Annotated in this window: 22 protein-coding genes; 7 read left to right on the forward strand and 15 right to left on the reverse strand. The window is 65.2% G+C overall.

Annotated elements, in window-relative coordinates:
* Positions 1-80: 80 nt before the first annotated feature.
* Complete coding sequence (locus ACREPD_RS06420; protein WP_431598547.1) at positions 81-665, reverse strand: TlpA family protein disulfide reductase; 585 nt, start codon at positions 663-665, stop codon at positions 81-83.
* The gene (locus ACREPD_RS06425; protein ID WP_431598548.1) at positions 665-1936 is read right to left on the reverse strand and encodes a YihY family inner membrane protein; all 1272 of its coding nucleotides are present in this window, start codon (positions 1934-1936) and stop codon (positions 665-667) included. Before ACREPD_RS06425 ends, ACREPD_RS06420 begins: the two co-directional genes overlap by 1 nt.
* A 72-nt stretch (positions 1937-2008) precedes the next feature.
* Here ACREPD_RS06425 and wrbA point away from each other — a divergent pair, with 72 nt between their 5' ends.
* The 3 genes from wrbA (at position 2009) to ACREPD_RS06440 (ending at position 3520) form a co-directional block, all read left to right on the forward strand.
* Entirely contained in the window at positions 2009-2599 is a 591-nt protein-coding gene (gene wrbA, locus ACREPD_RS06430) for an NAD(P)H:quinone oxidoreductase (protein ID WP_431598549.1), read from the forward strand.
* Positions 2596-2934, forward strand: coding sequence for a DUF2069 domain-containing protein (locus tag ACREPD_RS06435; RefSeq protein ID WP_431598550.1), 339 nt, complete (start codon positions 2596-2598; stop codon positions 2932-2934). The genes wrbA and ACREPD_RS06435 overlap by 4 nt, the downstream gene beginning before the upstream one ends.
* A 100-nt stretch (positions 2935-3034) precedes the next feature.
* Complete coding sequence (locus ACREPD_RS06440; RefSeq protein WP_421570854.1) at positions 3035-3520, forward strand: asparaginase domain-containing protein; 486 nt, start codon at positions 3035-3037, stop codon at positions 3518-3520.
* Between the two features lie 137 nt (positions 3521-3657).
* On the opposite strand, the gene ACREPD_RS06445 is transcribed toward ACREPD_RS06440, so the two are convergent.
* The 3 genes from ACREPD_RS06445 to sufT all read right to left on the reverse strand — a co-directional run bounded on the left by ACREPD_RS06445 (position 3658) and on the right by sufT (position 7659).
* On the reverse strand, positions 3658-5400 hold the full coding sequence (locus tag ACREPD_RS06445) for a S8 family peptidase (protein WP_431598551.1): 1743 nt from the start codon (positions 5398-5400) through the stop codon (positions 3658-3660).
* 548 nt (positions 5401-5948) lie between these two features.
* Positions 5949-7046, reverse strand: a complete 1098-nt coding sequence (locus ACREPD_RS06450; protein WP_431598552.1) for a branched-chain amino acid aminotransferase — start codon at positions 7044-7046, stop codon at positions 5949-5951.
* Between the two features lie 61 nt (positions 7047-7107).
* Positions 7108-7659 (reverse strand): putative Fe-S cluster assembly protein SufT, encoded by a 552-nt coding sequence (gene sufT, locus ACREPD_RS06455; RefSeq protein ID WP_431598553.1) that lies wholly within the window; start codon positions 7657-7659, stop codon positions 7108-7110.
* Between the two features lie 118 nt (positions 7660-7777).
* On the opposite strand from sufT, the gene ACREPD_RS06460 reads away from it, so the two are divergent.
* Complete coding sequence (locus ACREPD_RS06460; RefSeq protein ID WP_431598554.1) at positions 7778-8197, forward strand: hypothetical protein; 420 nt, start codon at positions 7778-7780, stop codon at positions 8195-8197.
* Between the two features lie 134 nt (positions 8198-8331).
* Here ACREPD_RS06460 and ACREPD_RS06465 read toward each other — a convergent pair whose 3' ends face one another.
* Complete coding sequence (locus ACREPD_RS06465) at positions 8332-9786, reverse strand: NAD(P)(+) transhydrogenase (Re/Si-specific) subunit beta (RefSeq protein WP_431598555.1); 1455 nt, start codon at positions 9784-9786, stop codon at positions 8332-8334.
* A complete protein-coding gene (locus tag ACREPD_RS06470; protein ID WP_421570848.1) occupies positions 9783-10091 on the reverse strand; it encodes an NAD(P) transhydrogenase subunit alpha in 309 nt (102 codons plus the stop codon). Before ACREPD_RS06470 ends, ACREPD_RS06465 begins: the two co-directional genes overlap by 4 nt.
* Positions 10092-10221: 130 nt before the next feature.
* On the opposite strand from ACREPD_RS06470, the gene ACREPD_RS06475 reads away from it, so the two are divergent.
* Genes ACREPD_RS06475 through ACREPD_RS06485 form a run of 3 tightly spaced genes read left to right on the forward strand, consistent with a single transcriptional unit; the run spans position 10222 to position 11543 of the window.
* The gene (locus ACREPD_RS06475; protein WP_431598556.1) at positions 10222-10785 is read left to right on the forward strand and encodes an RNA polymerase sigma factor; all 564 of its coding nucleotides are present in this window, start codon (positions 10222-10224) and stop codon (positions 10783-10785) included.
* Positions 10782-11111: a hypothetical protein gene (locus tag ACREPD_RS06480; RefSeq protein ID WP_431598557.1), complete on the forward strand. Its 330-nt coding sequence runs from the start codon at positions 10782-10784 to the stop codon at positions 11109-11111. Before ACREPD_RS06475 ends, ACREPD_RS06480 begins: the two co-directional genes overlap by 4 nt.
* A gap of 3 nt (positions 11112-11114) precedes the next feature.
* Complete coding sequence (locus ACREPD_RS06485; protein WP_431598558.1) at positions 11115-11543, forward strand: DUF3106 domain-containing protein; 429 nt, start codon at positions 11115-11117, stop codon at positions 11541-11543.
* Between the two features lie 173 nt (positions 11544-11716).
* Here the strand turns inward: ACREPD_RS06485 and ACREPD_RS06490 are convergent, their stop codons facing one another.
* From ACREPD_RS06490 to ACREPD_RS06525, 8 genes are all read right to left on the reverse strand, one after another.
* On the reverse strand, positions 11717-12802 hold the full coding sequence (locus ACREPD_RS06490) for an NAD(P) transhydrogenase subunit alpha (protein WP_431598559.1): 1086 nt from the start codon (positions 12800-12802) through the stop codon (positions 11717-11719).
* 195 nt (positions 12803-12997) lie between these two features.
* Positions 12998-13309, reverse strand: a complete 312-nt coding sequence (locus tag ACREPD_RS06495) for a hypothetical protein (protein ID WP_431598560.1) — start codon at positions 13307-13309, stop codon at positions 12998-13000.
* Positions 13310-13382: 73 nt separating this feature from the next.
* Positions 13383-13922, reverse strand: coding sequence for a hypothetical protein (locus ACREPD_RS06500; protein WP_431598561.1), 540 nt, complete (start codon positions 13920-13922; stop codon positions 13383-13385).
* Complete coding sequence (locus tag ACREPD_RS06505) at positions 13919-14434, reverse strand: hypothetical protein (RefSeq protein ID WP_431598562.1); 516 nt, start codon at positions 14432-14434, stop codon at positions 13919-13921. The genes ACREPD_RS06500 and ACREPD_RS06505 overlap by 4 nt, the downstream gene beginning before the upstream one ends.
* A 92-nt stretch (positions 14435-14526) precedes the next feature.
* Positions 14527-15081: a hypothetical protein gene (locus ACREPD_RS06510; protein ID WP_431598563.1), complete on the reverse strand. Its 555-nt coding sequence runs from the start codon at positions 15079-15081 to the stop codon at positions 14527-14529.
* 18 nt (positions 15082-15099) lie between these two features.
* Complete coding sequence (locus tag ACREPD_RS06515; protein WP_431598564.1) at positions 15100-16014, reverse strand: RHS repeat domain-containing protein; 915 nt, start codon at positions 16012-16014, stop codon at positions 15100-15102.
* Complete coding sequence (locus tag ACREPD_RS06520; RefSeq protein WP_431598565.1) at positions 16001-18502, reverse strand: hypothetical protein; 2502 nt, start codon at positions 18500-18502, stop codon at positions 16001-16003. Before ACREPD_RS06520 ends, ACREPD_RS06515 begins: the two co-directional genes overlap by 14 nt.
* Before the next feature lie 22 nt (positions 18503-18524).
* Positions 18525-21269 carry an RHS repeat domain-containing protein gene (locus ACREPD_RS06525; protein WP_431598566.1) on the reverse strand — a complete coding sequence of 915 codons (2745 nt, stop codon included), beginning with the start codon at positions 21267-21269 and terminating at the stop codon, positions 18525-18527.
* Between the last annotated feature and the right edge of the window lie 267 nt (positions 21270-21536).

Below are 21536 nucleotides of genomic sequence, written 5' to 3' on the forward strand. Positions count from 1 at the left end.
GACTAACAGTCGGCTCTACCCGGTCGGCTCTACCCCGTCGGCGCCATGCCATCGGGTCCATGCCGTCGGGTTTTACCGCGTCATTTCCCCTGCGCGATCCGTGCTTCGATGTCGTGCGCCGTGACCGGACCCAGGAATTCCTTGGCGACCTTGCCATCGGGCGCGATCAGGTAGGTCATCGGCAGGCCGCGCGGAATGGCGAAGTCTTCCGGCGGGTTGTAGGTGTCCACGATCACGATGGGATAGGTGACCGGACGCTTCTGCAGGAACGCCTTCATCTCGACCGGCTCGATGTCCTCGAAGGCCAGGCCCACGACTTCGATCTCATCGCGCATGGCATGCAGCGCCGACAGCTCCGGCATTTCCTTGCGGCACGGTGCGCACCAGGTGGCCCAGAAGTTCACCACCACCCACTTGCCACGGTGCGCGGCCAGGTCATAGGTGCCACCGTCGACCGTAGGTGCGACCAGCCGGGGCTCATCGGCCGTTTTGCGTTCGGCGACCGCTTCCGCAGGCGTGGCCGGATCGGCTGCGGCCGGTGCATCGGCGGCCGCCGGTGCCGGTGCAGCCGGTGCCGGTGCAGCGGCGTCGGGCTGCGCGGCGGGCTTGTTGCAGCCGGCCAGGGCCAGCAGGCTCACGGCCAGCAGCAGGGGCTTGAGGGTCATCATTTCTCTCCAGGGGTGGAATAGATATCGCTGACGCGGCGCTTGAGCAGCTCGCGCAGGGGCAGGCGCAACGCGTCCAGCGCGGCCACCGAGGCGGTGCCGAGGCTGTCCTCGCGGTACGGCAGGTAGGCTTCCTTCACCGGAATGCGCATCTGCGTGGTTTCGTACAGATCGGCCAGCGTGAGTTTCTCCAGGTCGCGCGCCAGCAGCCACTCGCCCTGCTCGTCGCGGCGTACCACGCGGATCGCCTCCAGGTCACAGAGCATGGTCTGCAGCAGCGAGTCGGTCAGCATGGGCTCCAGCCGCAGGATCTCATCGTCATCCAGCCCGCGCCCGTCGACCCGCGCCTGCTGGAAGCGCCCGATCAGCCGCAGCAGGCCGTAGATCTCATAACCGGTGGGAAGCCGCAGGTCGGCCGGCTGGTAGCGGAACGCGGCGATCGACGAGGCCAGCGACGCGCCGAGCAGCACCGAGACCCAGCACAGGTAGATCCACAGCAGCAGGATCGGCACGAACGCCACCGTGCCGTAGAGCTTCTGGTAGGACTGGAAACTGCCCAGGTAGGCGCCCATGCCCCACTTCACCAGCTCCAGCATCACCGCTGCCAGGATCGCGCCGGGAATGGCATGCCGCCACTTCACCAGGTGATGCGGGACCACGCGGTAGACCAGCATGATGCAGACGAATTCGATCAGGATCGGCGCCAGCGTCAGCGAGGCGTTGGCCAGCAGGCGGCCTTCGCTGGTGCCGAACAGCGGCAGCGCGAACACCCGCGCCGAGACCGCCAGCGAGGCGGCGGCGAGCATCGCGCCCAGCGTCAACACCGTCCAGTACACCAGGAAACGGGTGAGCTTGGGGCGTGCCGAGCTGACCCGCCAGATCTGGTTGAAGGTGGTCTCCACGCTGTTGAGGGTGATCAGCAGCGACACCACCAGGGCGATGAAACCGGCGGCGGTGAGCTGGCCCGCACTGGCCGAGAACTGGCGCAGGTAGCCCTCGGCGGCACGCGCCGCACTGGGCACGAAGTTGGAGAACACATAATCGCTGAGCGTGTCGCTCCAGCGGTCGAACACCGGAAACGCCGACAGCACGCCGAACACCACGATGGCCAGCGGCACCAGCGCGAACACGGTGGTGTAGGCCAGCGAGGCGGCGGCCTGGAACAGGCGGTCGTCCAGGAAGCGGCGCCACAGGAAGCGGCCGAAGCTGGCCGAGCGTGCGCGATCACGCACGCGCTCCATCCACAGGTTGAGGGTATCCAAGGGTTCCATCGAGGCAAGGGTACCTGAAGCCGGGTGGAGGCAATGCCATACTGCGGCTCGACTGGACACAACGGAAGCGAGATGGCGGAGATTCTGGTGCTGTACTACAGCCGCGGCGGTTCGGTGGCACGGCTTGCGCGCCAGATCGCGCGCGGCATCGGCGAAGTGCCCGGCATGGGCGCGCGCCTGCGCACGGTGCCGCCGGTAGCGGCAGTGACGCAGACCGCACGACCGCCGGTGCCCGACGAAGGCGCGCCATATGTGAGCGTGGAAGATCTGGCCGAATGCGCCGGGCTGGTGCTGGGCAGCCCGACCCGCTTCGGCAACATGGCCGCGCCGGTGAAGCACTTCCTGGACGGGCTCGGGGCCGAGTGGGTCAACGGCACCCTGGCCGGCAAACCTGCCGGCGTGTTCACCTCCACCGCGTCGCTGCACGGCGGCCAGGAGTCCACGCTGTTGTCGATGCAGGTGCCGCTGCTGCACCACGGCTGCCTGATCGTCGGCATTCCGTTCACCGAGCCGGCGCTTAGCCACACCACCACCGGGGGCACGCCCTACGGCGCCAGCCACGTGGCCGGTGCGGACGACAACCCGGTGCCGAGCGAGGACGAGGCCATCCTGGCGCGTGCGCTGGGCCGCCGGGTGGCCGACATCGCACGGCGGCTGGGATGAGTGCGCGCGCGCAGAAGGGGATCCTGGCCGCACTGCTGCTGGCGCTGGCGGCGGTATTCGCCGTCTGGTTCGCGCATGACCGGCACTGGCTGGCCAGCCAGCTGGTCTTCACCGCCCCACCCGTGCTGCTGGCCATTGGCGTGCTGACCGGACGCGGCAACGCGATGTTCTGGGCCGGCGTGCTGGCCCTGTTCTGGTTCAGCCATGGCGTAATGAGCGCCTGGAGCCACCCGGAAACCGCGCTGTGGGCCTGGCTGGAGCTGCTGCTGGCGCTGGCGGTGATCGGCGTTTCCTGCGCCCCCGGCCTGCGCAGGCGGTTCGGCAGGAAGCGTTGAGGCCGCCAGGGCAGCGCCCGGTGCCAGCGGATCGCGCGGTATCATGGCGTCCGGGCGCGGGTCGTTGCCGCGCAGCTCATCGTCAACCAGGATTGCTGCAATGGAAGAACTACTGATCATCACCACCGGTGGCACGATCGACAAGATCTACTTCGACGACAAGTCGGACTACCAGATCGGCGATCCGCAGATCGGGATGATCCTGCGCGAGCTGGGCGTGACCTTCCGTTTCAACGTGATTCCGATCCTGCGCAAGGACTCGCTGCACATCACCGATGAGGACCGCGAACTGATCCGCGCCACCATCGCCGCGCAGCCCACCCGCCACGTGCTGGTCACCCACGGTACCGACTCGATGGTGCAGACCGGCCAGGTGCTCAAGAGCATTGCCGACAAGACCATCGTGATGACCGGCGCGCTGAGTCCGGCACGCTTCCGGGGTTCGGATGCCGAGTTCAACATCGGCTGCGCGATCGGCGCGGTGCAGTCGCTGCAGCCGGGCGTGTACATCGCCATGAACGGCCGCATCTGGAATCCCGAACACGTGCGCAAGAACGTCGCCGCGAATCGATTCGAGGAGGCTTGAGGCGGGAACCGCCTCAAACCTCGGTAGCAACCGACCGTTGGTCGGGCGACCTTTGAATACGCTTTTTGTTCATCGTACCGATGAACAAAAACGCCCCGGCCGAGGCCGGGGCGCTGCCCATTGGAGAGGGGCTGGGCTCAGTACTGCGCGGTCAGGGTCACACCGGAGAAGGTGCTGTAGGCCTTCACCCGGACGTGCCAGGTGCCGGCTGCCGGCGCGCTGATGGTGCAGGTTTCATTGTTGCCGCTCAGGTACGGGCGGCAGTTGTACACGGTGTCGGTCGGCGCACTGCCCGAGCGCACGTACAGGTCGGCATCGCCGCTACCGCCGGCAATGCTCACCTTCAGCTGCGTGCTGCCCGACGGCACGGTGACGGTGTAGGCCAGCGATGCCCCCGCGGCGGCACCCAGGCCGGTGACGGGCACGTTGTTCTGCAGCACGGTGCCGGTGCCCGGGTTCGGGTTGGTCCCGCCCAGTGCCGCCGTCACCGCCGCATCGGCATCGACGATACCCGCGCCGCAGCCGCCGCTGCAGGCACCCGGCAGGGCCCGGGCGGTGTTCTTCAGCAGGGTTTCAATGGCCGCCGGCGACAGCGCGGTCGGCGCGACCGACTGCACCAGCGCGACCACGCCGGCCACATGCGGCGCCGCCATCGAGGTGCCGTTGTAGGACGCGTACGAGGCAGCGCCCGGCACGGTGGTGCCGCTGTTGAGCGTGGACAGGATCGCCTGGCCCGGGGCCGACACGTCGATGCCTGCACCGTAGTTGGAGAAGCTGGCACGCGCACCGGCCGAGGTGGTGGCGGCCACCGCGATCACGTTGGCGCAGTTGGCCGGCACCGACGAGGACACGTTGGCATTGCTGTTGCCCGCTGCCACCACCACGGTGGTGCCGCGCGAGACCGCGCCGTTGATCGCGTTCTGGTAGGTGGTCGAGCAGCTGCCACCGCCACCCAGCGACATGTTGATCACTTCGGCGGGGTTGGCGTTGGCCGGCACGCCGCTGACGGTGCCGCCGGACGCCCACACGATCGCATCGGCGATGTCGGAGGTGTAGCCGCCGCACTTGCCGAGCACGCGCACCGGCACCACCTTTGCGTTGTACGCGGTACCGGCCACGCCGGTGCTGTTGTTGGTCACCGCGGCGATGGTGCCGGCCACGTGGGTGCCATGCCAGCTGGAGTTGGACGCCGGAATGCCGGCGCCGCATTCGTTGGCGGCGTACCAGTCGCCTTCGTCATTCGGGTTGTTGTCGCGGCCACCGCCATCGCGCGCCATGGCGGCGTCGCTGATGAAGTCATAGCCGGGCAGGATGTTGGCATTCAGATCGGGATGGTTGGTGATGCCGGTGTCGATCACCGCCACGACCACGCCGGTGCCGGTGGCCTTGTCCCACGCCGGGCGCACGTTGATCGACGCATTGCTGGTGCCGAAGCCCCACTGCTCGGACAGGCGCGCGTCGTTGGGCACGAGGGTCGCGTGCATCAGCTGATCGACCTCCACGTATTCCACGTTGGGGTCGGCCGCCAGGCGGCGCATCAGCAGTTCGGACTCGGCCGCATCCAGCGGACGGTCAGCCTTGACCACGGTCGAGCCGATGGCCAGCTGGCGCAGCTTCTGCAGGCCCAGCGCGCGACCCTGCGCGGCCGGAACCGCCGACGCCGCCGCCTTGAGCGAGCTGGCCAGCGCGGTCGGGGTGGCCACGTCCGTGCTGCCGTCCTTGTACTTGACGATGAAGCGCTGGTGGGTGGGTGCGGAGGACAACCCGCTCAGCTGCACATCGCCGGCGAAGGCCGGCGCGGCCAGGAGCAGGGTCGAAAGAACCGAACCACTGAGTACAACCAATGCACGCTGGCGCAGACGCTGCGAATCATGAGACATCGGATTTCCCTTTAGGACTGAAAGATGCCGTCGATGCGGCGGAGGTCGGCGCGATCCGGTCGCTTTGGAGAGATGGCGCGGATCGAACCTGAAAGATGGATCGGTTTCCCCTTACGAACCGCCCGACCCCGGACGCTAGTGGTTTCGACCCACCCCAACAACGTTTCAGCCCGCTTTCAGGCTTGTGAAAGTTTCGATCTGAGACATTCAGGGTCAAGGGTTTGTGAATGTGAAGAAACTTTTTGATAGGCCACGTGCCTGCATCGCGGCATTCCGTGTCCTGCGTCACTGTCTTGTGCGTCAATGGCAAGACATGGCTTGCGCATCAATGCGTTACGGGCATTTGGATCGTTTAGACGCGGGGTCGGCATGCACCGCGACAGCCACCCATGGGGTGGCTCTACCGCCGCGCGCCACCCGCATGTAGAGCCACCCCATGGGTGGCTGCACGGTAGAGCCACGCCCTGCGTGGCTGCCTGTCGAGCGCCCATGAAAAAGGCCCGCATGTTGCCAGGCGGGCCTTGGACGTTCAGCGGCGGCGCGTCAGATCACGCGTCCAGGCGCACCAGCCAGCCATGGCGGTCCGGTAGGCGGCCGTACTGGATGTCGGTCAGTTCCTTGCGCAGCGACATGGTCACTTCGCCGGCCGGCGCGTTGATGTCGCCCACCTCGAAGCCCTCGCCCTTGAGCTGGCCGATCGGGGTGACCACCGCGGCGGTGCCGCAGGCGAACACTTCGGCGATCTCGCCGGAGGTCACGCCCTGCTTCCACTCGTCGATGGTGACCTTGCGCTCCTCGACCTTCATGCCGCGGTCGCGGGCCAGCTGCAGGATGCTCTCGCGGGTGATGCCTTCCAGGATGCTGCCCGACAGTTCCGGGGTCACCAGGGTGCCGTCCTTGTAGACCAGGAAGACGTTCATGCCGCCCAGTTCTTCCAGGTACTTGCCTTCGACCGGATCCAGGAACAGCACCTGCGAGCAGCCCTGCGCCTGCGCCTTCTGCTGCGGCAGCAACGAGGCGGCGTAGTTGCCACCACACTTGGCCGCGCCGGTGCCGCCCTTGGCCGCACGCGCGTATTCGGTGGACAGCCAGATCGACACCGGGGCCACGCCCTTGGCGAAGTACGGGCCAGCCGGGCTGGCAATGACGTAGTAACCGGCCTTCTGCGCGCCACGCACGCCCAGGAAGGCCTCATCGCCGATCATGAACGGGCGGAAGTACAGGCTGGATTCGTCGGCCGACGGCACCCAGTCGGCGTCCACGGCGATCATCTGCTTGAGCGACTCGACGAAGATGTCGACCGGCAGCTCCGGCAGAGCCAGGCGCTGCGCCGAACGCTGCAGGCGGCGGCCGTTGGCGTCCGGGCGGAAGGTCCAGATCGAGCCGTCGGCATGGCGGTAGGCCTTGATGCCTTCGAAGATTTCCTGGCCGTAATGCAGCACGGCGGCGGCCGGGTCCAGCTGCAGCGGGCCGTACGGGCGCACGCTGGCATCGTGCCAGCCGGTGTCCTTGTCCCAGCGCACTTCCACCATGTGGTCGGTGAAGTGCAGACCAAAACCGGGGGCGGCCAGGATGCGCTCGCGCGCCTCGCTGCTGCGCGGCTGGGCGGAACGGGTGGTGGTGAAGCTCACGGAAGACTGGGACACCGGATATTTCCTGTTCTGGTTACGGGGAACACACGCCGCCAAGACGCCTGCGGCGGATCAATTACAGCATGCCGGTTTCGAGGCGGGCAGCCTCGGACATCATGTGCTGGTTCCACGGCGGGTCGAAGACCAGCTCGACATCGGCCTCGGCCACCGTCGGGATCATCTCCAGCTTGCTGCGCACGTCGTCCACCAGGATATCGCCCATGCCGCAGCCCGGCGCGGTGAGGGTCATCTTGACGTCCACCTCGCGCTGGCCGTCGTCCAGGTGCTTGAGCTCCACTTCATAGACCAGGCCCAGGTCGACGATGTTGAATGGGATTTCCGGGTCGAAGCAGGTCCGCAGCTGCTGCCACACCAGCTTTTCGACCTCCTCGTCGGAGGCGTCGGCGGGCAGTTCCAGCGCGGGCACCGGATCCTTGCCGATGGCGTCACCGTTCTTGCCGGCGATGCGGAACAGATTGCCTTCGACAAACACGGTATAGCTGCCACCCAGGGCCTGGGTGATGTAGCCATAGCTGCCGGCCGGCAGGGTGACAGTTTCGCCCTGCGGGACCATGACGGCCTCGCAGTCGCGTTCGAAGTGGACGGGTTCGCTGCTACGGGAGTACATGTGGATCGATATGGGGGTCGCGGCCAATTCCCGCAAGACGGCCATTTTAGCCCAGTGGCCGCCCACGCGCCGGTCACCCCGCAAGCCGGTATCCTGTGGCGACTCAATGGAAGAATGCATGTCGCCCACGTCTGCGCCCGCCAGGTCGGTTCACTGGCTCTGGCCCCCGCTGTTGTTGATCGGAGTCGTCACGGCCACGCTGGCCTGGTTGTTCATCGCGCTGCTGAGCGGCCGCCAGTCAGGCTGGATGGCCGTCCTGGCGGCACTGGAACTGGGGTTCATGCTGCGCCTGGGCAGCCTGGGCGCCGGCCCGCTCCGGGTCGGGATCACGCTCGCCGGCACCCTGCTGGTGGCGCTGGCGGCCAACTGGGGCATCGCCTCGGCCTACCTGGGCGGCTCGCTGGGGCTGGATCCGTGGAATTCAGCGTTGCGGATGGGCCCGTTCATGGCCTTCACGCTGCTGCAGTTGGCCAACGGGGCTGCCGAGCTGTTGTGGCTGGGTGTGGCTCTGGTCGTTGGATGGTGGGTCGCGCGGTAACGCCAACGCATTCTGCGCTGGCGCTCCCACGGTTCGCTGCGCAAACCGCGGGCCCCGCGCATCACCATTCCCCCATACCCCCGCCGCTTCGCGGCCGCCCCCTGACTCAGGGGGCTATTCCCGCACGCATGCCGTCAGTGCCCGCCGTCGAGGGCTTTGAGCTCGCTGACCAGCGCGCTGGCCGCACCCGCCCCGTCGCCGTAGAGCATGCGCGCGTTGTCGGCATAGAACAGGGCATTCTCGATGCCCGCAAAGCCGGTGCCCTTGCCGCGCTTGATCACCACCACGTTGCGGGCGTTAACCACGTCCAGGATCGGCATGCCGTAGATCGGGCTGGCCGGGTCGGTGCGCGCGACCGGATTGACCACGTCGTTGGCGCCGATCACCAGCACCACGTCGGTGGTGGGGAACTCCGGGTTGATGTCGTCCATGTCCGCGATGAGGTCATAGGGCACCCCCGCCTCGGCCAGCAGCACGTTCATGTGCCCGGGCATGCGCCCGGCGACCGGGTGGATGGCGAATTTGACCTTGATCCCGCGCTCGATCAGCCGCTGCGCCAGTTCCCACACCTTGTGCTGGGCCTGGGCCACGGCCATGCCGTAGCCGGGCACGATCACCACGCGTTCGGCGAACGCCAGCATGGCGGCCACGTCGCTGGCCTCGATCGGCTTCTGCGCGCCGGTGATTTCCTGCGCCGTGCCACCCCCGCCGAAGTTGGAGAACAGCACGCCGCTGATCGGCCGGTTCATCGCCTTGGCCATCAACCGGGTCAACAGGATGCCGGCGGCACCCACCATCATGCCGGCGATGATCAGCGCCTCGTTGCCCAGCACGTAGCCCTCGAAGGCGACCGCCAGGCCGGTGAAGGCGTTGTACAGCGAGATGACCACCGGCATGTCCGCGCCGCCGATCGGCAGCGTCATCAGCACGCCCAGCGCCAGCGCGACCACGAAGAAGCTGACGATCGCCACCGGGCTCAGGCTCACCCCGGCCCAGATGCCCAGGCCGAACATGGCCACGGCCACCAGCAGGTTGAACGCCTGCTGGCCGGGGAAGGTCACGCGCCGGTCCAGCCGACCGTCCAGTTTGGCCCAGGCAATGATCGAACCGGACAGCGACACCGCGCCGATCGCCGAGCCGACGATGGCCAGCACCAGCACCGTTGCCGACGGCTGGCGCGCGGCCAGCTCGGCCAATGCCTGCTCGCTCCAGTGGCTGGTATCGCGGTTGGCCAGGAACGAGAACCGCAGCAGTTCCACCGCGCCGATCGCCGCGGCCGAACCACCGCCCATGCCGTTGTACAGCGCTACCATCTGCGGCATGTCGGTGATCGCCACGCGCTTGGCCGACCACCACACCACGCCGGTGCCGATCGCCACCGCCGCCAGGATCAGCGGCACGTTGTGCAGTTCGGGCAGGAAGAAGGTCGCCACCGTGGCGATCAGCATGCCCAGCCCGGCCCAGCGGATGCCGCTGCGCGCGGTCATCGGCGAGGCCATGCGCTGCAGGCCCAGCAGGAACAGGGTGGCCGCGACCAGGTAGCTCACCTGCACCAGCCACTGCAGCAGTTGCGCCGTGGTGACGTTCAAGGTGCCTTCTCCCCGTCACCGCGCTTCTGGCTGGGCTTGAACATGTCCAGCATGCGCTCGGTCACCACGTAGCCGCCGGCCGCATTGCCCGCGCCGAGCACCACGGCGATGAAGCCGATGATCTTCTCCAGCGGCGTCTGCGCGTGGCCCAGTACCACCATGGCACCGATCAGCACGATGCCGTGGATGAAGTTGGACCCGGACATCAGGGGGGTATGCAGGATCACCGGCACCCGCGAAATGATCACGTGGCCCGCGATCGCGGCCAGCATGAAGATGTACAACGCCACGAACCCGTCGCTCATTGCAGTCCCTCTTCCAGGCGGTCATCCCGTCCCCTGCATCATAACCATGCGCTGAACCGTTCTGCAGGCCGGTCAACCAAAGCCGCGCTCACGCGTTGTCACCGTATCCCCCCTGCGCGAGCGCTACCCTGTGCTGGTGAGCTCCTCCCTTCCGACGATGCCTGCCGACACCGACGCCACGCTGCCGGTCTCGCTGGACGTGTTCCTGGCCGGCATCGGCCCGCGCGCGTTCCGCTTCGCCGAGGCCGGCCTGCGCCAGCGCGACGATGCGCTGGACGCGGTGCAGGACGCGATGCTGCGCATGCTGGCCTACCGCGACAAGCCCGCCGCCGAATGGTCGCCGCTGTTCTGGAGCATCCTGCGCCGCCGGGTAGTGGACCTGCAGCGTCGTCGCGGCTTCCGCCTGCGCTTCTGGCGCAGCAGCGACGATGCGGGCGGCGAGCACGACATCGACTGGGCCGACCCTGGCCCGGGCCCGGCCCAGGCGCACGAGCAGCGCGACCAGTACGCGCAGCTGGTGAAGGCGCTGCGCGAGCTGCCGGCGCGCCAGCGCGAGGCCTTCACCCTGCGCGTCCTGCAGCAGCTGGACGGCGCAACCACCGCCGCCGCGATGGGCTGCAGCGAAGGCGCCGTCAAAACCCATCTTTCGCGCGCCCGGCAGGCGCTGCAGCAGCACCTGGAGATCGAACTGTGAGCCGCCCGCTTCCCCCGTTGTCCAACGACGCCGCCCTGCAGCAGCTGCATGCGCAGGCGGTTTCCCAGCTTTCCCCCGCCACGCTGGCGCGGCTGCGCGCCGCGCGCCACGCCGTACCGCGACGTACCCGCGTGCACGGCTGGTGGCTGGCCACGGCGTGTTCGGCGGTGGTCGCGCTGGGGCTGGGCTACAGCTTCACCGTCCATCCGCCGGTGGCACCGCCGGTGCAGGTGGCGGCCAGCGCGGGCGATGACAACAGCGATATGCTCGACGAAAATCCCGATATGTACGTGTGGCTGGGCACGACCGACCTGGCAATGGAGTGATTCATGAAACCGCGACTGACCCTGGGGTTGCTGCTGTTGACGCTGAGCGCGACGAGCTGGGCGCAGAGCTCGGCACTACCCGAGTGGGACAAACTTAGCCCGCAGCAGCGCGAGGTGCTGATCGCACCGGTGCGCGACCGCTGGAACGACGCGCCGCCGCCGCAGCGCGAGCGCATGCTGCAGCACGGCCAGCGCTGGCAGAGCATGACCCCGGAGCAGCGCGAGCTGGCCCGGCGCGGCCGCCACCGTTTCGAGAACATGAGCCCGGAGCAGCGCGAGCAGGCCCGCGCACTGTTCGCGCAGATGCGCAGCATGAGCCCGGCGCAGCGCGATGAACTGCGCGAGCGCTGGGCGAAGATGAGCCCGGAGCAGCGGCAGGAGTGGTTGAAGGCCAACCCGGCGAAGGATCTGCCGCCGACTCCGAAGCGGTAGAGCCCGCTGGGTGGAACCGACGGGGTGGAACCGACTGGGTAGAGCGGACTGTTAGTCCGCTGTCGCGCGCAGCGCGACGGATCCACCCGAAGCCCCGGAGGCAGCGGACTAACAGTCCGCTCTACCCAGTCGGGTTATCACCAGTCGCGTTGTCCAGCTACCCCTCGCCCGCGTTATCCCGCCGCGACCCACCGGGTTTTGGCCAGCAACTCATCCTCCCAATCGAACGCCACCGCGCCCTCCTTCAGGAACAGCGCGACGAAGTTGTACAGGTTGCGCGCATACATCTCGCTGGCATGCACGGCGCCTTGGCTGGCCAGGTTGAGCGGGCCGTCCACGGTCACGCCGCCGACGTCGACGGTCTCCCCTGGACGGGTCGCCTCGCAATTGCCGCCGGTTTCGGCGGCGAGATCGACGATCACACTGCCCGGGCGCATGCCCTGCACCATCGCGCTGCTGACGATCTTCGGCGCCGGCCGGCCGGGCACCGCCGCCGTACAGATCACCACATCGACCAGCCGCAGATGCTCGCCCAGCCGGCGCTGCTGCTCGGCGCGCTCCTCATCGGTCAACGGCCGGGCGTAGCCACCCTCGCCCACGGCGCTCACGCCCAGATCCAGGAATTTGCCGCCCAGCGATTCGATCTGCTCGCGCGTCTCGGGGCGCACGTCAAACCCTTCCACCTGCGCCCCCAACCGGCGCGCGGTGGCGATGGCCTGCAGCCCGGCAACACCAGCGCCCACCACCAGTACCCGCGAGGGACGAATGGTGCCGGCCGCGGTGGTCAACATCGGGAAGAAGCGCGGCGCCAGCTGAGCGGCAATCAAGGTGGCCTTGTAGCCGGCCATGCCGGCCTGCGAACTGAGCACGTCCATGGACTGAGCACGCGTGGTACGCGGCAGCCGCTCCAGCGGAAACGCCTGCAGCCCGCGCGACTGGATCATGCCGGCCCGCTCGGCATCGGCCTGCGGATGCAGCATGCCCACCAGGGCGGCGCCGGATTTGAGCTGGCCCAGCCGCGCGGTTTCCGGCGGCTGCACGCACAGCACGATATCGGCCTGGCCAAGCCGCGCGTCATCGGCCAGCTGCGCGCCAACCTCGAGATAGGCAGGGTCGGGGAAACCTGCGCCGCGACCGGCCCCGGGTTCGAACCACACCGCTGCGCCCAGCGCGATCAGCTTGCGCGCCGTTTCGGGCGTCATCGCCACACGCTGCTCGCCGGGCGCGCGTTCCCTCACCACCAAAACCTCGACAGCCATTGCCTGTCCCCGATGATCGGTAAGTCCCGCCGATCTTAGCCTGATACGGTGGCCGGGGCACCCTTACCCATCAAGACCTGCCCCGCTGCTCCAGGATCGTATCCCTATAGAAGGCTCTCGATGACCTCCCCATCCTCAATGAAGAGGGAGCATGCCGAATCCGAGCACGCTTCAAACGCAGGCCAGCCGCAGGAACTAGAGGGCATTCTTCCTCATGACCCCATCCTCAATGATCAGCCTGCGCTCACCATCAAGAACACAGCGGATGTCCAGGCACCAGACCTGATTGGCAAGATCCAGTGAACGGCAGAGTGTATTGGTATCGAACTCCACCTGCGGAACTCCGCTCCCGAGCGACTCTGCAGCAGCCAATCGGTGCCACAGATCGCCAAGCTCAGGTGCATCACGGTCCGTGACAGTCTCAATATCCAGCATCAACCATCCATGCGTGGAGCATTCACTTTGCCTGATCAGCGATGAAATGGTACGTCCTTCAAGAATTTTCATGACTCGCCGTTACGTTCCGCACTTGATCCGGAGGTTCCGGACATCCTGTAATGACTGCATCCCAGGCCACGTCTCAGCCCACCAGCAAGCTCACCGAAGCAGCTACACACGCTGAGACACAGCACAGGATCAGCGAGTAGACCACTACTGTGGGCAGGTTGCAGTAAACGGCATATGCGACGTAGGCCTCCTTCGGTTGGCGGCCGCTAACAGCAGCTGCGACAGCCAACCACGCCAGTGCCATGACACAGCCGCCACCGGTTCCCAATGCCATCCCTCGCCAATCCTGATTCGGGAGCGCCCCGGTTTGGTAAATCGAGATTGCAGCAACCAAGCCACCGAGGAGAAGCAGATTTTCCGTCAAAATGGCACCCCGATTCTCGCGCAGCAGTGTTTCGCGGCACTTGCTACCGCAAACGTTGGGCGCCCAGCGAGATAGTGCCTGGAAGGTTCCCGTAATCGCGTATGCAAGAAGGATCAAAGGGAGGCACACGGTAATCGACGGCCACTTGGATCCGTACAGCAGCCGGCCTATTCCATGTGTTGCAATTGAGACACCGACGGCCTGCGAACAATAAATTAGCAATCGGCGCAACGCCGGCGTAATCGTCATTTGCTTCGCACCTCCTCAATGAGCGGCTTCAACTCACCGGACGCGCCAATAGCCATCCCAAAAGCATTTGCTGCGGCCGGAGCCTGGTTGGAATCCTTGAATCCTGGGGTGGCGTCCTTTATTCCTTGCAGCAGATTAGTGGTAGCGAGTCGATCTCTCTGCGTCATCCCTGCGCTCGCTGCCTTGGAAGCCACGCTGGGAATTGAAGATTCCGCAGCACCTGAACCTCCCGTTGCGCCACTCACCAGTGCGCCTACAGCCACTTCGGATGCGGACGCCGTTCGCCCCTCAAGCTGAGCGTTTACCTGTGTCGCCGAAGCCGCAACAGCAGCGTTGCCGATGACATTGGCGGCAACTGTTCCTCCGGTCGTTGCAGCACCATTCGCAATTGCGCTTACGCCACCGCTTAACGCACCCGCTACCGTTGCGACCGCTACCTGCGTCAAGTTGATGCCTGCAAACCTTTCAGACAACGTCCCTGTTCCCATCGCCATCTGCACACTGATGTTCACTACAGCGCCAACAGGAGCGCCCCATAGGCATTGAGGACAGCGCCCGTCCGGATCGGTGATGTGCCAAGTGACGCTGGTGCTGGCCAACGCCCTCATGCCACGGAACGCGGGCCGCGCGAGGAAAAGCATGGCGCAAGCTCGATGGCAAGATCTGCTCCTTGCACAACGACGCTGAACGGCTCACTCGGAGGGCAGGGGTAACAGTCTACGAAGATGATTCCGCGCGGTCGCTCCACATGGAAAAGAACAGAATCTTCGGTGGCTTCTGATACAGCCAGGAGGGAGATCGGACTAACCTCTTCCACCCTTGCAAAGCCAAGGTAGTCTTTGTCATGAAAGCCAATCCATCCACTTATTGAAGTCAGCTTCTCTTGAATGCAAGCCAGCAACTCTCCAGCTTCACTCTTACCCACGTAAGGCGCAGCCAAACCCGGAGCAAGCGCAAGGTTCTTGGGCCAATCGAAGTTCAATGACAACCCCTGTTTCACGTCAAAGTCGTCCAGAGCCACCGATACTCCTGTCGTCTTGGCAATGATGGACGCAAGCGCATGCCCATGCAGTCCACGCAAGCGGTCCAATTCCCGAGCCTTGAGGATGCCTGCGCGCTTCAGACGCAACTCATCAGCTCTTTTATTCTCTTCAGACACATCCTCACCCGAAAATAGTCAGCGCTTTGGATCAAAGTCAACTCGGATCTTATCTACATTTTGGATTCGAGGCCTACCCGCCGGATCGACCTGTCCGCCTGGCTTTACAGCCCCCGCCTCAATCTGCGGCATGTCGGCGTGGTCTCCCCGCGTGTCCCTAGAAATTTGGACTGACTTTGTCTCAGTTCCTCCGCCTGCCTTCGGGACCTCATAGCTCTGTTGTCGCCCCAACTGCGTGCCATCCGAAGCTCTTCCATTCGATTGACTGCTAGGTTGCTGGCTCGTAGGAATGCCAGCCTCGCGCTTTGCTTCACGATTTGCTGCTTGCTGACTCAACTTCCCAACTGCGTTGGTAGCGCTGATTGCAGCCTTGACTGGCCTTGCTCCAGGTATAGCGGCCGCAGCTGCCTCACCTGGTGACGTTCTTACTAGCGCTTCACCACGCGCCGGCGCGTTGGCCGGTTCGGAGTGAAGAATTGCCCCGGCGCCGAAGATGACCGGAGCCAGCCAGAACATCCTTCCATCCGGATCGGTGAACTTGTAAGGATTGTTGTTCGCGTACGCGTAGCGATTGAATAGCGCGCCTCTTCTGGCATCGACGGCGACCGGATCGACCGATAGAAACACTCCGATTGCAGGGTCGTAGTATCGCTGCTGCATGTAGTCCAGCCCGGTCTCACGGTCGTGGACATGACCGGTGTAGCCGGGACCATCGCTTGAGTCCCCACCTATACGAAGCCCGTATGGCTCGTATTCTCGGCGCTCGATGACCTCCCCTGCCTCATTGGTGACCGCGACCACCGACCCGAGTGCATCGGTGTGGTAGTAGATGACGCTCGTGGGCGATGCGTCGCAGAGCGACGCACCCAGGAGCAGCACGATACCGGACAACAGCCTGCCGACCCAGTTCACTGCCATTTCACGGACGATCATCGATGTACTCATAGGCTTGAATCAGGAAGGGAGACCAGGCGGAACACCCTGCGGCGTTGCAGGCGCGCACGGCGTGCTGTGACCAGCACGCGACGTGCTGAGGAAATCCGCCGTTGCGAACTACGACCGACGTGCTGCGTTCGGCACTGCTGAAGGCTGCTACAGCGCCATTCGCGTTCGTCAGTTCATGGCGCTCCACATGTGCCACGGCACTCCATTCGACACGACACCGCCTTGATGACCCGGACATGTGCTGCATGGCGATTTTCTTGCTGTGCGTGATCGTCGGCGTGCCTGGAGGAAGAAGCACGTCGACCACCGATTCCCGGGACCAGGGGCCGCATCCGTCTGCATTGCAGGCCTGTATGCGATATCGCCACGCGCCGGTCCACCTGCCCTGCAGGCTCGCCGACTGACCACCGCCGCTGTGCACAGCCTGCCAACCTCCGCCCGGCACCAGCTCCTGCACCACGTAGGCGTCCACATGCGCCAACGCATTCCATGTCAGGGCGTAGGAACCGGTGTGACTGCCGCCCGGAGCGCTCAGCGCCGGCGCGCCGTCCGGCCGGACAACCACGCGTACCGTGGCTTCCGCGGAATCGGCGCTGCAGCCGCCCTCATTGCAGGCGCGCAACCGATACCCATAGTTGCCGCTGAGACGATTGGAGAGCGTCACGGCGGTGTGCGCACCCGTGTACGCACGTACCCATCCACCGCCTCCGTAACGTTGATCCAGCTCGTACCGTCCCGCACCCTCGGAAGCAGTCCAGGCAACGGGCAACTGAGCACCGATGTTCGTGTGCGGCACGTGCAGCGAAGGCGTCGCCGGGGGATAGACCACGCGGGTTGCCTCGGAGAGTACCGGACTGCTGCATCCCCATGGATTGCATGAGCGCACCCGGAAACGATACGTCCCTGCCGGCACCGCAACGAATCCGTGAAGCAAAGCTTCGCCTCGATAGGACTCTGACCACGCCCCCTGTGATTCCATCTCGAGGAGGTAGGTCGTCGGCCCGGTCTCGCGGGGGCGCGGCGGCTGCCAGGTGATCGTGAAGTTGCCCGATGGACCTACAGGCGGCGCGGTGATGCCGGCAGGTTCACGGGGCGGGTTGGATACGAACGTAGATACTGCGTTGCTCGGCACGCTGCACCCGGCTGCGTTACAGGCGCGCACCCGATAAGTGTACTGATCGGGCACACGCCCCTCCACGGCCACTGACAGTGCGGTACCGGTGTAAATGGTCGTCGTTCCGGAAGCGCTCGCCTCGGAAACGTCGTACGACGCTGCGCCCTTCATACCACTCCACGTGACGGCGAAGTTCCCATCCGTACTCCAGCCAGGCGCTTCGGCTACAGGTGGCGCGGGTGCGGCAAGCGAGGTGGGCCGCGCCACCAGCCTTCCGTTGAGGTAGACGTAGTCGTGGGCAGCAGCCTCGCGGTTGTTTCGCTGGAATCGGAGCACTCCCTCGCTGTCATAGAAGGACAGAATGGCGCCGCCGGTCGCATTCACAGCACCGACGCGGCGGCCGTGACCGTCGTAACTGTAGGTCTCCAGCCCTGGAATGCTCCGCAATCGGTTGCCATGATCGAACAGGAAATCCCGCCCGTTGCGGCGCGACAGGTTGCCCTGCATGTCATAGCTGAGCCCGATGACGGTGGACTGAGTGGTGCGATCAATGACATTGGTCAGGCGATTGGCCCCGTCGTACACGTAGTCATGATCGCGTCCCGCGATTCCGACCCTGCGCAGGTTGTCGAGGACATCGTAGCCATAGCTTGCACTCCCGAACATCGGCGACTGCGCGGCGACGAGACGATCCAGTCCATCGTAGGTCAGGTCACGATTGCCACGACTGCCCGGTGTGCCATCGCTGATGGCGACCACGTTGCCATTTCCATCATAGTCGTAGCTGTCATCCAGCACCGCTGCGCCAGAGGCGCTGTCCCGCCGCCTCTCCGCCAGACCCCGCACGTTGCTGGTCAGGGTGTGTTCCACGCCGTTTCCATAGCGAAAGCCAGCAATGTCGCCACCAGGCTCATACCGGACGTTCGTCGCGAAGTCGGCTGCACGCGTGGGCATTCCCAGCGCATTGGGCGCGTAGTCGACGCGCAGCCCATCGGGATACTGATAGGCCGCAAGCGACGCATTTGCGTCGTACGTTCGATGCAACGCGAGCACCTCACCGCTGCCGGTCTCCAGGGACTCCCGCGTGAGCAGACCGCGCAGATTGTAGGTGTAGCGACTGGTTGAGATCGCGCCGTCGTTGTTTGCGGTCACGAAGCGAGGTAGACCATCCGGCCAGTAGCCCCACAACTGGTCACCGTTCTTGTCTGTAAACCGCAGGCTCAACACGCGCCCGACTGGATCGTAGGTCCTATCCACGCGTGACGGCGCGCCAGCTGCTTCCGCCTGCGAGCAGCTGGACGGGTCCGTCAGTGCCACCCCTGCGGCAGACCAGGCGAGGTTTCCTGCGGCGTCATAGGCCATCACGGTAGCGCCTGTTTCCGGTTCAATCTGCTTGCAGAGCTGCTGATGCGCGTCGTAGACGTACCGACGGGGGCAGCGCACTGGTTGAATCCGCATTGCGTCGTCTGATTGCCGTGGGCTTCCCCAGACCATCGCGTTCGATATCGACGAACGTGCCTTCCGGAAGCTCAACGGTGACAGGATGATTCTGTTCCGGCGTGTCCCACGCCATGAAGGTCGTGGTGGTTACCTGGCCACGCGGATTGAAGACCTGCTGCCGGTTTCCGGGAAGATATGTTGTGCGGGTCGTCAATGGTCCCAGTTCGCTGTCCTGCTCCTGCAGCACGATCCGCCCCAGCGCGTCGTAGCTGGTGCGGCTGCCGGGACCAGCAGCGTCCACGTGGTCGATGGATCGTGATGGCTGGGACGCAAACTGCTTTCGCCCCATCACATCGAACCGGGCGACAGTCTGCGTGAGCGTCCCTGCCCGGTCGGCGGCGTCCCAGGATTCCACCAGAAGTGGTTGCCAAAGGGCGTCTAGAAGGGTGCGCTTGCGCGCATTCCCTGTACTTACCGTGTGCCGCCAGTGGCCGCCACCGATGCCGTACTCTGCGGAGCCCACCTGTTCCAGCAGGAACTGAGTGTTGTTCCAGGGCTGCTCGTCGTCTCGGGGCTGGATCAGGGAGGTGAGCCTGCCCATCGCGTCGTAGCCGTATCCGCGCACGGCACCACGCCGGTCGGTCACCTGTCGGATCCATCCGTTGTCATCGATCTGGGCACGCTCCTCCGCCCCGTCCGCGTACTGGATACGCTGAGGGAATCCCCGCTTCCAGTCACTCAGCGTCGTCGTGTGCCCCAGCGGGTCCCGCAGGGTCGAAAGGCTTCCATCCCCCAGATAGGTACGTTCGTCCACCTGCCGTCCGAAGGCGTAGTGCCGCCACGGCAGATCCCGCGCATCGAAATCGACTCTGGACAGCACCCGCCCGGGAACGGGCGCCAGCTCGTCCACCTGTCGGGGCTGACCAAGGACCCATGAGGCGAGATTGTCGTGATATAGGGTGCGCTCGGTCCGGTCATACCTGCCGTAGTTGAGGCTGTTTGCCCGGGAAACCTGCGCCGGCCGCGCAAACGCATCGAACGCGTCCACCCGGCGAATGTACGTTTCGCCGTCCTGCTCGATCGCGGTCTCCTGCAGCGGGCGGACGATCCCGATGGACGCATCGTCGACCCCCCAGGGAAATCCGTAGACGTCGGGGAAGGGCTGGCTTTCGCGATCAGCATTGCTGATGTAGTGACTGGTCTCGCGACGAAGCAGTCCCGGCCCGTACGTTTCCGATCTCAGCAGCCGCCCGTTGTCGTCACCGAACAGAGTTCCGAACGTTTGCTTCAGCTCACTGCCGTCCGGCTGCTTCACCACTACGACCTTCTCGCGGCGACACGATTCGCAAGGCAGGGGCCCAGTGCCTTGAACGGGCCTGACATTTCGGTACTCGTAAGACCAGCGCCGAGGCGCAAGTCCAGCCCCGGTAATGGTTTTCGCCTTGATCGAATAGACGTCGAAGTGGTCGGGGAACAGCGGCCTGAATGTGTTCGGGTTTGAGTCCGCCACGCAGGTATTGGCAGGGGTGCCGCTACGCTTGTGACGGCTCAAGCCAAACTGAAATGCTCCGGTGGCCCCTGTCGGGTGGTCCATCTCCACGTGGAAGTTCACGATGGGTGCCGGCATTGCCGGACAGTTGCGCATGCTCACGTCCAGCGGCACGTACGTTGGCGACAGCGTGCCGGTGTAGCGATAGCGCCAGGAATGGCCGTCAGGCTGCTGCACCGAGGCCAGCCTGGGCTTCCCGTAGGGGTAGTTGTTGTCCGTGTTGGAGGAATACCGGTAGTTCCAGGTGCGGCCGTTCGCCGATGCAACAGCGATCTCCGCACCCTCCCAGCCGATCTCGATGCGACGCCCATCATTGGATTCGATGGCGACCAGCTTGTCCCCGCTGTAGCGCCAGGCCACCCAGTTTCCGAACCGGTCCTCCACCCGGCTGGCGGCCAGGAACATCTTGCTTCGGCCAATGTACCGGCCGTATTTGTTGACGCGCCCTGCCCGCTTCTCGATGGCGATATCGAAGGTGTAGCGCAGCCCGTCTGGCGTATGCAGAACGAATCCTTCGCCCTGACTGATCGGCTGCTCGGCGGTACAGCTGAATACATTCAAGTCGCGGGTGGACCACACATACGGTCCGCCTTGCGACGGAACCGGCGCACCGCTGTCGCCGATGTACATCATCACCTGATCGCCCGCCCCGGGCAGGTGCAGGTAGTTGCCTGACCAGATTTCATCCAATCCGTAGGTACGCCCCACCCAGGGCCACCAATTCTCGGAGCAGCGCCGCGTGGCGCCATTACCGCTGTCCGTCCACCGTCCGGTGCTCGTGAATACGCCGTAAAGATAAGGCACGTCCAGATCCCACTCGCCAAAGCCGCCGAAGAACTCCATCTGCTTCTTCGACTCGACCTTCAGGCGGCGCCGCAGCTGCACCGGTAGACCATTATTCCCGGGTAGATCAATGTCGGTGACGACAAATTCGGTACTGCCGTCGTAGAGGCTGATTTGATCGCCGAAAAGATCCGAGGTCAGCGGCGCGGCCATCTCCGATGCGCGGATGCGTTCGTTATATTCCTGCCATGGGTAGCGCCCACCGCTGGACTGCGATGACGCAGAATCGACAAGACCCAGCCCGATGATGACTACGCCAGCTCGCACCCAGCGCGCAATGGATGAGTAGCTTTCCATTTTTTGACTCTCCTCGACGAAACATCTCTCGGCCACGCGCGGAGATGCGCTTGAACCGGGAGATGGATAGCAAGGATTGGGAAGCCCTGGAGTCAGCGCCGCGATGGAGGTGGTCAACGCGACGCTGGATGGCGCGAATCAGTCCATTCGATCGCCGTGAGAAAGGCGGCGCTGCGTCGATCGCGACGCAGGCGCAATGAGAGAGGCGTGTCGTACCTGCCGCCCGCGGAGTAGGGGGCGACCGAGACCAGCGGTTACGCTGGCGAT

Source organism: Stenotrophomonas sp. (assembly GCF_050737075.1).
Taxonomy (GTDB): Bacteria; Pseudomonadota; Gammaproteobacteria; order Xanthomonadales; family Xanthomonadaceae; genus Stenotrophomonas.